Origin of the sequence: Devosia sp., assembly GCF_036406155.1 — a bacterium.
Taxonomy (GTDB): domain Bacteria; phylum Pseudomonadota; class Alphaproteobacteria; order Rhizobiales; family Devosiaceae; genus Devosia_A.
Map to the genome: position 1 here is coordinate 20,370 of NZ_DASWVV010000175.1, position 6,697 is coordinate 27,066.

Consider the following 6,697-nt stretch of genomic DNA (forward strand, 5'->3'; position numbering starts at 1 on the left):
TGTCGGCGGCGGCCCGCATCAGCGCCCGGCCGCCGGCGACGGGGCCGGGGCGGCGACGAGCGGCTCGAGGCGCTCGCGCACGCGCTGCTGCAGCGTGTCGCGCAGCCCGCGATAGGCGCTGAGCACCGCCTCGCGGTTGCCTTCGACGCTGGTGGGATCGGGCATCGGCCAATGCTCGATGGCGCGGGCGTCGAGGCCGCGCTGCGCCACCGCCGCGGCGGCATCGGGCGAGAGCGTGACGACGAGGTCGAAATGGGTGGCGACCAGTTCGTCCATGGTGTGCGGCGTATGCACCGACATGTCGATGCCGATCTCTTCCATCACCTCGTGCACGAAGGCGTCGGCCTTGCCCGAGCGCACCCCCGCCGAGCGCGCGATCAGCCGGCCGGGAAACAGCCGCCGCGCCAGCGCCGCGGCGATGGGCGAGCGCACCGAATTCATCGAGCACACGAACAGCACGGCCGGCAGGCTGGAGGCACGCTCGTCGATGCGGCGGGCATAGGGCTGCACGGCGCAGATCAGCGTGAACAGGCGCCGCGCGGTGTTGAGGTCCATCTCCAGCTTGTTGTCGAGCCGGGTGCGCAGCAGTTCGGCGGCCTCGTTGTGCATGCCGCGCCGCGCCATGTCCACCGCCTCGATCTGGAACGGCGAGGACACCTTGATGGCTTCGTAGTAGCTGTCGCGGATGCGGAAGTAATCGCGGATCAGGCGCCGGAACGGGGTCAGCGACAGATAGTGGGCGGCGATCGGCTCGTAGGTCTCGGGGTGGCGCACGTCGAGCACGATATAGTTGCCCACGATCGACACGTGCAGCGCATAGGGGCCGTGCGCCTTGACCCGCGCCGGCGCGAAGCGGTTCTCCTCGACCAGGTCGTAGATGGCAATCCGCCACTCATGCACCTCGTCGGGGTCGATCGAGGTGATGGTGTTGGGATCGAGGGTGACGGCGACGATGCGGTCGGTCTCGCCGAAGTCCCTGGGCTTGCGCAAGGGCGCTACCGGTTGAGCCGGATGGCGACGGAGCGCCCGTGCGCGTCGAGCCCTTCGGCCGCCGCCAGCGCCTCGGCCGCCGGGGCGAGCTTGGCGAGCGAGGACGGATCGCAGCCCAGCACGCTGGTGCGCTTCATGAAATCGAGCACGCCGAGCCCGGAGGCGAAGCGGGCCGAGCGGGCCGTCGGCAGCACGTGGTTGGTGCCCCCGACATAGTCGCCGATCGCCTCCGGCGTGTGATGGCCGAGGAAGATGGCGCCGGCATTGCGGATCCACGGCAGCAGCGCCCGCGGCTCGTCCAGCGCCAGCTCGACGTGTTCGGACGCGATGCGGTTGGCCAGCACCACCGCCTCGTCCAGCGAGGCGACGGTGATGATGGCACCGAACTCGTCCCAGCCCTCGCCGGCGATCTGGGCGCGCGGCAGCAGCGCCACCTGGCGCCGCACCTCCGCTTCGGTGGCCTCGGCCAGCGCCGGATCGGTGGTGACGAGGATCGACTGGGCGCCGCCGCCGTGCTCGGCCTGGGCCAAAAGGTCGGCCGCGACCCAGGCGGGATTGGCCGAGGCATCGGCGATGATCAGCACTTCGGACGGGCCGGCGATCATGTCGATGCCCACGACCCCGAAGACCAGGCGCTTGGCGGCGGCGACGAAGGCGTTGCCCGGCCCGACGATCTTGGCCACGGGGGGGATGGTCGCCGTGCCGTAGGCCAGCGCGCCGATGGCCTGGGCGCCGCCGACGCGGTAGATCTCGGTGATGCCGGCGATGTGGGCGGCCGCCAGCACGGCGTCGTTGACCTCGCCGTCGGGCGTCGGCACCGTCATGGCGATGCGCTCGACCCCGGCCACCCGGGCCGGCACGGCGTTCATCAGCACCGAGGAGGGATAGGCGGCAAGCCCGCCCGGCACGTAGAGGCCCACCGCCTCGACCGGGGTCCACAGCGTCCCCAGGGTGACGCCGAGCGCGTCCTCGTAGACGTGGTTGCGCGGCTTCTGCTGCTCGTGATGGGCGCGGATGCGCGCATGCGCGGTCTCGAGCGCACTGCGCAGTTCGCCCCCGACGCGGCCCGCGGCAGCGGCGATCTCGTCGGCGGAGAAGCGCAGCGTCTCAGGGGCGAGGCGCAGCCGGTCGAAGCGCTCGGTATATTCGAGCAGCGCCGCGTCGCCGCGGGCGCGGACGTCGGCAAGGATGTTGGCCACCGCCGCGCCGACCTCGTCGGAGGCCTCGCGCTTAGAGCCCAGCAGGGCATCGAAATCGCGCGCGAAAGCGGGGTGGCGGCTGTCGAGGCGGACGGGCATCAGACGGCGTGCTCCGGCCGGGCCCGGGCCGACCACGCCGCCCCCAGATCCTGCAGCCGCGCCTCGAGGCACTCGACATCGAGGCGGATCGTGCCGCCGCCGGCAAAGCGCAGCTCCACCACCCCGGCCGGCGCGTCGCCCGGTGCGAAGCGGATATCGAGCAGTTCCAGCACGCCGTCGCGGGCATTGGTGTCGATACCGGCGACCTTGGCGGCCGTGACGCGCTCGAAATGCAGCGCGGCGCGCTTGCGCTGGCCCTTGTTGCGGCCTTCCGCCCCCTGCTCCCAGGCGTAGCGGTTCATGAGCAGGGCAAATCGCCGGTCGCCGCGGGCGAAGCCCATGTCGGGCACGCGCACGATGGCATCCTGGGTGGTGGCGGAGATGACGTCCAGATCTTCACTGTCGAGCGCCAACAGCTTGAGGTCGGTCATGGGCAATGCGGTTCCCTGGGACGAATTCTGCCCGATAGATGGGCGCTCGCCCCCTCGTCTACAAGCTTGCGGGACCCGCGGCAATGGCAGTCTGCCCCCGCCCCGGGGCGCTGCCGGGCCCCACCCGCATCGGCCGCTAGACCACGCGCTCGATCTCGGCGCCGCAGCCGGAGAGCTTCTCCTCCAGGCGCTCGAAGCCGCGGTCGAGGTGGTAGATGCGGTTGACCATGGTCTCGCCGCGCGCCGCCAGGCCGGCGATGACCAGCGACACCGAGGCGCGGAGGTCCGTCGCCATCACCTGCGCCCCGCGCAGTTCGGGGACGCCGGTTACCGTTGCCACCTGCCCTTCGACCCGGATGTCGGCGCCGAAACGGGCAAGCTCGGCCACGTGCATGTAGCGGTTCTCGAAGATGGTCTCGCGGATCTGCGCCACCCCGTCGGACATGGTCATCAGCGCCATGAACTGCGCCTGCAGGTCGGTGGGAAAGCCCGGGAACGGCTGCGTCTCGACGTCGACGGCCTGCAGGCCGTTGCCGTTGCGCATGATCCTGAGGCCGCCGGCCTCCTCGGCCACGTGCACGCCCGCCTGCCCGAGCGCGGCGAGCGCGGCCTCGAGATGAGCGGGCCGGGCGTTGCGCAGCAGCACGTTGCCGCCGGCCATGGCGGCGGCCATGGCATAGGTGCCGGTCTCGATGCGGTCGGGCAGCACCGCGTGCGTCGCCCCGTGCAGTTCGTCGACGCCCTCGATGGTGAGCGTGCGCGTGCCGATGCCGTCGATCCTCGCGCCCATGGCGACGAGGCATTCGGCGACGTCGGTGACCTCTGGCTCCATCGCCGCGTTCTCGATCACGGTGGTGCCGCGGGCCAGCGTCGCCGCCATCATGATGACGTGCGTGGCTCCGACCGTGACCTTGGGAAAGACGACGCGGCCGCCGCGCAGGCCGCCGGCGGGGGCGCGGGCGACGACGTAGCCCTCGTCGATGTCGATCTCGGCCCCCAGTTCCTTGAGCCCGTAGAGGAACAAGTCGACGGGCCGCGTGCCGATGGCGCAGCCGCCCGGCAGCGACACGCGCGCCTCATGGGCGCGCGCGAGCAGCGGGCCGATCACCCAGAAGCTGGCCCGCATGGTGGAGACCAGCTCGTAGGGCGCGGTGGTATCGACGATCTCGGCGGCCTCGAAGGTCATGCGCTGGCCGTCCACCTGGTCGGTGGCACGGCGGCCGTGCACGGCGATGTCGACCCCGTGATTCTCGAGAATGCGCTCGAGCTGCTTGACGTCGGCCAGCCGCGGCACGTTCTCGAGCGTCAGCGGCTCGCGCGTGAGCAGCGAGGCGATCATCAGCGGCAGCGCCGCGTTCTTGGCGCCCGAGATCGGGATCTCGCCATGAAGCTGGTTGCCGCCGACCAAACGAATGCGATCCATGTTCTATCCCGACCGGGCCGCGCCGGCCCTGTTTGAGGCGTGGTAACCCAAGTCGTGCAGTGCCGACAAGGCAGGCAGGCTTCCGCCCGCGTTCACTTTTCCGTCTCGCCCCGCGGCGATGCCGGCGCCTGCGCCAGGCCGGTCTCGCCCTGCCGTCGCGCCCGCGCCTGCCCCTTGCGGCGCTTGAGGTTCTCGCGAAGCTTTGCGGCCAATCTTTGCTCGCGTGCCTTGGCGGCTTCGGATTTCGACATGAAAGCGCTGACCATTCCCGGGCCGGTCCGGACCTCGCAGTCCTAGGCGTTTTTTGGCCTTGCGTCGAGCCGGACCCTATGGCACTAACCGCCCGTCGCCGCCGCGGGCCGTTCCGGGGCGGCGCTTGGCTGCCGTAGCTCAGTGGTAGAGCACCCCCTTGGTAAGGGGGAGGCCGACAGTTCAATCCTGTCCGGCAGCACCATTTAGCATCAGATCGAGGACGTTACGGACGCTCCGTATCCGCTGGACCCTGTCCCGCTTGTTGTGGCTGCCTGACGAGTAATGAGCGTGGGGGTCATAGTCGGCCCCCTGTGAGTGAAGGAGGTCTCATGCCCACGGCTCCCCATGCTCGGCTGGCGGGAGGGCACGATTGTGCTGCGGTCAGCTTCCGTGCAAAGTTGGTCATGAAGACTAGGGTGCGCCGTACAGCGCTGAAAGGGCTGTATTCGTGGGCAAAAATGTCGTCCCTACACCACTGAATCGGATTGGGCAGGAAGTACTGCGGCAAGCCAGCGCTGATCTGGTGATCCGCGACAAATCCAACCTGCAGAAGTGGACGGTCGCCGCACTTGAGCACATGGCCAAGCACGGCGATTTCATGGTGCTTGAACCGATATGGCGAGGGACACGCGAGCTGAGGCCGACGCTCGCGAGACGGTGGCGGGAATATGTGGTTGCCCACTCCTTTCTTGACTACAATCCAAATGACCTAGTTGGGCGAAAGCTTGCAGCAGCGAGCTTCCGTGCCCTTTGGATAAAGAACAAATCGAAGACCATGGCGCTGGAGGCCGCGCGCAGGACGCGTTGGTTCGAGTTCAGGGGGAGCAAAGAACCGACAATCGTCACCGTCGACGTGGAGCTGTACGCACGGCGAGTTGTTGCCAGGCTAAAGTCGCTCATCGATGGAGGCCAACTATGGAAGGACGGAAAGCGAGTTGGAGCGGCTGTGGCCAGAAACACCTTTGATCAAGAACTGAAAACGTTAGTCTCGGCAGAACGGTCGCGCCAGATTTCAGACGCACGATTGAAGCATGCACCCCCGAAGATTGCCTCAGCTCCAGGAATGGCAAGGCGAGGCTCGCCAACTGTCAGTGGCGGGCTTCCCAGTCTTGGAAAGAGACGATAGATTAGGCGGCCCACCGCACCCTCCGTCGTGCTCGCTCGACAGAGGCTATGAGCATCCTGTGCCCATTAGGCCCTGCCGGCGAAGGCCACTTCGCACCTCGGTGCAGTAGCGCCGGGGTGGGCAAAATCAGGCAACCTTGGCCGGCGCCCCCTCGCGGCCCACGAGGGCCAGCGTCACCACCCCCGCGTCCCGCGCGCCAATGCAGCCGAACAGCGCCAACAGGAAGGCGGTAAGGCCGGCGAGTTCGAGCCCCTCCTCGACGACGAAGGCGGCGATGTAGGCCAGCGAGGCGGTACCGAAAGCTTCGGCCATGGCGCCGCCGACCATTTCCATGCCCAGCGCGCCCCCGACATAGACGAGGCCCGCGGCGGCGAAGAGCCAGCCCGTGCGCCGCGGCAACCGCAACAGGAAGGGCAGGAAATAGAGGCCGAGGGCGAGGACGCCGAGCGCGCCCGGGATCACCCAGGCAAAATGGAAGAGCCCGCCGGCGCCGGCGAGCGTGCGGACGGGGTCGATCAGCACCTCGTGGAAGCTGACCGCTTCGTCGACCGCCATGGCAAGGAAGATCAGCGCCAGCAGCGACCAGCGCGGGGCATCCCGGTTTCCCTCGCGCCGACGCAGGCCGGCGATCAGCGCCAGCATCGCGGCGATGGCGAGCATCAGCACCGATGAGTACCAGGCAGGCAGGGAATGCTCGACGTCGAGCCAGAGCTGCCGCAGGTCCTCGACGATGGTCTCGGTCCCCACGGCCCCGACGATAATTTCGCGGAGAAGGCCCAGCCCCCAGACGACGGCAGTGGCGATGACGATGGCGCGCCCCAGCCGTACCAGGTCGATCCGCACCGGCCGGTCCGCACCCGCGTGCCCCGGCCCCACTTCCAGACGCTGCATGCCCCGCTCCCCCACTGCCCCTCTTGTTGTAGCGGCCGGGATGAAATACCGACAAGCCGCACACAAGCAGTAGTGTTAACGGCGCACCGCGGGCGCCGGCAGGAAATCGAGGAACCAGGCGCGCGCCAGGGCGACGACCTGGTCGAGCGTGCCGGGCTCCTCGAACAGATGCGTCGCGCCGGGGACGATGACCAGCGACTTGCGCCCGGGCAACCGCGCCAGCGCGGCGCGGTTGAGGTCAGCCACCACAGGGTCCTCGCCGCCCACGATCAGCAGGGTGGGCGCC

At 69.0% G+C, this 6,697-nt stretch carries 6 protein-coding genes, 1 tRNA gene and 1 pseudogene; 2 read left to right on the forward strand and 6 right to left on the reverse strand.

Annotated features, from left to right (window positions below):
* Positions 1–18 precede the first annotated feature (18 nt).
* From VGD93_RS11695 to murA, 4 genes are all read right to left on the reverse strand, one after another.
* Positions 19–990 carry a UPF0262 family protein gene (locus tag VGD93_RS11695; RefSeq protein WP_395012230.1) on the reverse strand — a complete coding sequence of 324 codons (972 nt, stop codon included), beginning with the start codon at positions 988–990 and terminating at the stop codon, positions 19–21.
* 5 nt (positions 991–995) lie between these two features.
* Complete coding sequence (hisD, locus tag VGD93_RS11700; RefSeq protein WP_395012232.1) at positions 996–2,288, reverse strand: histidinol dehydrogenase; 1,293 nt, start codon at positions 2,286–2,288, stop codon at positions 996–998.
* Positions 2,288–2,719 carry a DUF2948 family protein gene (locus VGD93_RS11705; RefSeq protein WP_395012234.1) on the reverse strand — a complete coding sequence of 144 codons (432 nt, stop codon included), beginning with the start codon at positions 2,717–2,719 and terminating at the stop codon, positions 2,288–2,290. The genes hisD and VGD93_RS11705 overlap by 1 nt, the downstream gene beginning before the upstream one ends.
* A gap of 136 nt (positions 2,720–2,855) precedes the next feature.
* Positions 2,856–4,142 carry a UDP-N-acetylglucosamine 1-carboxyvinyltransferase gene (gene murA / locus VGD93_RS11710; protein ID WP_395012236.1) on the reverse strand — a complete coding sequence of 429 codons (1,287 nt, stop codon included), beginning with the start codon at positions 4,140–4,142 and terminating at the stop codon, positions 2,856–2,858.
* Positions 4,143–4,521: 379 nt separating this feature from the next.
* Between murA and VGD93_RS11715 the strand changes: the two genes are divergently transcribed.
* Together VGD93_RS11715 and VGD93_RS11720 are read left to right on the forward strand one after the other, a co-directional pair.
* Positions 4,522–4,596: transfer RNA gene (locus VGD93_RS11715), tRNA-Thr, on the forward strand.
* A gap of 246 nt (positions 4,597–4,842) precedes the next feature.
* The gene (locus VGD93_RS11720) at positions 4,843–5,520 is read left to right on the forward strand and encodes a hypothetical protein (RefSeq protein WP_395012238.1); all 678 of its coding nucleotides are present in this window, start codon (positions 4,843–4,845) and stop codon (positions 5,518–5,520) included.
* Between the two features lie 126 nt (positions 5,521–5,646).
* Here VGD93_RS11720 and VGD93_RS11725 read toward each other — a convergent pair whose 3' ends face one another.
* Both VGD93_RS11725 and VGD93_RS11730 read right to left on the reverse strand, forming a co-directional pair.
* Positions 5,647–6,411, reverse strand: a complete 765-nt coding sequence (locus VGD93_RS11725) for a hypothetical protein (protein ID WP_395012240.1) — start codon at positions 6,409–6,411, stop codon at positions 5,647–5,649.
* Positions 6,412–6,486: 75 nt separating this feature from the next.
* Positions 6,487–6,697 (reverse strand): annotated as a pseudogene (locus VGD93_RS11730) (alpha/beta hydrolase); the annotation flags it as partial.

Bases quoted from the DNA above. Each gene is read 5' to 3' on its own strand.
- hisD (WP_395012232.1), bottom strand. From the start codon at position 2,288: ATGCCCGTCCGCCTCGACAGCCGCCACCCCGCTTTCGCGCGCGATTTC.
- VGD93_RS11705 (WP_395012234.1), bottom strand. From the start codon at position 2,719: ATGACCGACCTCAAGCTGTTGGCGCTCGACAGTGAAGATCTGGACGTC.
- murA (WP_395012236.1), bottom strand. From the start codon at position 4,142: ATGGATCGCATTCGTTTGGTCGGCGGCAACCAGCTTCATGGCGAGATC.
- VGD93_RS11725 (WP_395012240.1), bottom strand. From the start codon at position 6,411: ATGCAGCGTCTGGAAGTGGGGCCGGGGCACGCGGGTGCGGACCGGCCG.